The sequence below is a fragment of the Natrinema soli genome (assembly GCF_028618695.1).
The window spans coordinates 1-2,985 of record NZ_JAQIVI010000711.1 but is presented as its reverse complement, the minus strand read 5'-3'; the positions used below and the strand labels follow the sequence as shown (position 1 = coordinate 2,985).

The 2,985-nt window shown below is 65.8% G+C and carries 2 protein-coding genes and 1 pseudogene; all 3 read right to left on the bottom strand.

Annotation, left to right across the window (positions count from 1 at the left end; translation table 11 throughout):
• Positions 1–143 (bottom strand): annotated as a pseudogene (locus PGX04_RS30685) (prephenate dehydrogenase); the annotation flags it as partial.
• A gap of 229 nt (positions 144–372) precedes the next feature.
• On the bottom strand, positions 373–1,710 hold the full coding sequence (gene trkA, locus PGX04_RS30680) for a Trk system potassium transporter TrkA (protein WP_273741941.1): 1,338 nt from the start codon (positions 1,708–1,710) through the stop codon (positions 373–375).
• A gap of 478 nt (positions 1,711–2,188) precedes the next feature.
• Positions 2,189–2,710, bottom strand: a complete 522-nt coding sequence (locus PGX04_RS30675; RefSeq protein ID WP_273741940.1) for an SRPBCC family protein — start codon at positions 2,708–2,710, stop codon at positions 2,189–2,191.
• Between the last annotated feature and the right edge of the window lie 275 nt (positions 2,711–2,985).

The following is a 2,985-nucleotide window of genomic DNA, read 5'->3' as shown; positions in this document are numbered from 1 at the left end:
TCGAGGTCGGTGACGTCCCCCCCGACCGCCTCGGCCGCGGTCGCCGCCGCGTCTCGGTCGAGATCGGCGAACGTGACCCGGGCGTCGATCGCGTCCCCGAACCACGTCCCCATCGACCCCGCGCCGACGATCAGTACGTCCATCGCCCGCTCCTACCTGCCGACGTTGCAAAAGCCGTTCGATCCGACGGTTCGCGTGACCGTCCGATCGCTCGAGACGAGTGCGAATCCCCATCAATCGGCCGACACCGGCGACAGGGAACGGCGGGGTCGACGGTCCGTCCAGCGTCCGGCCCGTCGCAGTTTGGGACGGATTACTCGGGTCTCGAGGTCGGCGAGCGAGTCGCCGACGCCGGGTGAGACGGCGACCGGGTTACAGGGCCGAAGTGGCCTCCTCCAGCACCGCCGTATCGACGAAGACGACCACGTGATCGCCGCTTTCGACGACGGTCTCCCCTCGCGGAGTGATCAACTCCCCGTCGCGGGTGATCGCCCCGATGACGATCCCGTCGGGAAGGTCGGCCATCACGTCCCGGATCCGCGCTCCGGAGAGCGCGCTCTCGGAATCGACCTCGATCTCGAGGACCTCGGCGCGATCCGACTCGAGCATGGCGACGTTCTCGGTCTGTCGCTTGCGGGTGAAACGGGTGATCTCCTCGGCGGTCACGAGCCGCGGGTTGACCCCGACATCGATCCCGACGGTCTCGAAGAGGTCGACGTACTCGCCGGCCTCGACGATGCCGATGGTGCGCTCGACGCCGATTCGTTTCGCGAGCAGCGAGAGCAGCAGGTTCTTCTCGTCGCCCTCGACCGCAGCGACGACGATGTCGGACTCGTCGACGTGTTCGCTGACGAGGAAGTCGATGTCCGTCGCGTCGCTCTGCAGAACCAGCGTTCCTGGCAGTTTCTCGGCCAGCTCCCGCGCCCGTTCGGGATCCCGTTCGACGAGCCGCGGCTCGAGTCCCTCGGCCTCGAAGAGCCGCGCCGTCTGGTAGCCGATCTCGGTGCCGCCGACGATGACGATCTCGTCGGCGTCCTCGAGGGACGGTTCCGGCGTCAGGGTGCCCGCGAACTCGCGGACGCTCTCCCCGGAACCGATGACGACGACGGCGTCGCCGGCTTCGATGACCGTCTCACCGCGCGGAATGACGATGTCATCGTCGCGCAACAGTGCCGCGAAGGTCAGCGACTCGAAGCGGTCGGCTTCGGAGACCGTGTCGCCGGCGATCGGACTGTCGGGCCCGACTTCGAACTCGGCCATCTGGACGAGGCCGTCAGCGAACGTCTCCACGTCGTGAGCGCCGGGCAAGCCGGCGATCCGAACGATCGTCTCGGCGGTCTGGAGATCCGTACAGACCATGAAATCGACGCCGAACGCCCCCCTGGACTGCTCCCACGTCCGCAACAGGTTCGTCTTCGTGACGCGGGCGATCGTGAACGGCTCGGCGACGGCCTTCGCCGCCCCGCAGACGACGATGTTCGTCTCGTCGATGTCGGTGCTCGCGATGACCAGATCCGCCTCCTCGACGCCGGCCTCCTCGAGCGTCCCGATGGCGGTCCCGTCGCCCTCGATCGTCAGCACGTCGTGGGAGTAGGTGATCGACTCGACCCGATCGGGATCCGTATCGACGACGACGACGTCGTGCTCGTCCTCGAGGCTAGCAGCGATGTTCGAGCCGACATCACCGGCACCGACGACGATCACCCGCATCGGCGGACCACCCGCGAGGGTCGCGGACGCGAACTGACGCTACCGCTACTCATATCACTGGTGTCGTCACCGAGCAGTAAGTGGGTTTGGCATGAGTGGGGTAGGGACATCGTTGGCGGGTCCTCGAGCGAATGAGCCTGACGGAGTGAATTGGACGGTACGGACCAAGGAATTACCGCTTTCGGGATCGAAAGGAGTGCATCCGCGAGCGACCAACGGGAGCGAGCGGCCTTTTTAGCGTAGATTTTTGCGCCCAACGAGGGACGCTTCGCGTCCCTCGAGCCGTGCGAGCGGGCCGAAGGCCCGCGAGCAGAGAGCGGTTCCGAGCGTAGTCGTTCGAAAGACGCAAAGCGTCTTTCGTGATCTTCAAAAGAGCGCTTTGCGCTCTTTTGGACCTCGCCGAGCGAAGCTCGGCTCAGTGACGAGAGACCTTTGGTCTCTCGAACCATGAGGAATCCCGAGGCGCAAAAAGGTACGTCTACGGCATTTCGTGAACCGTCAACTCCACCTCCCGCGGCCGCTCCTCGATGTCCGCGACCAGCCGCTCGACGACGGTCTCGGCCTCGGCGAGCAGCTTGGGTTCGACCTTCCGGACGACCCAGTCCAGCGAGACGAACCGCGGTAACGAGATCGCGTTCTCGTCCGCCGAGTGGGGATCGTAGACGGCCTCGAAGTAGATCCGGCTCGCCGTCTCCACGCCCGTCGGCGCGGATTCGGGCTCCGGTTCGACGCGCCACTCGCCGCGGGCGTCGAGATCGGTGACCAGCTCCCACGTGATCGACTCGGGCGCAGAAATATCGGTCACCCTCGAGCGGGCGGTGTAGCTGAGCTTCCACCACGTCAGTTTGAGGTCGTAGACGGAGCCGACGCCCCCGTCCCCGTTGACGCGAACCTCCGTCAGGTGGTCCGTGTACCGCGGGTACTCGGTGAACGACTGTACGTACGGAAACACCTCCTCGGGCGACCGATGGGCGAGCGTACTGAGGAGAATTCTGTCCACACCCGCCGTACGACGGATTCGAAAGTAAGGATTTCCATAGCGTCGATCGCCGCTCATACGGTCTGCTGTTACTGTGTCCCGCGCACTCGTATGACGGGCCGCGGGTGCGCCGTAACTGACTGATAGTCGTCCGCATCAATCGCTCGGCGTCGCCCGCGCTCCCTCCCCCTCGGCGTCGTCCCGGAGCGCATCGATTCGGTCGGCGATCGGCGGGTGATGGGTCGCGAGGCTGTAGAGCAGGCCCGCTTCGCGACGCGTGTCGTTCGCGTCGGCCA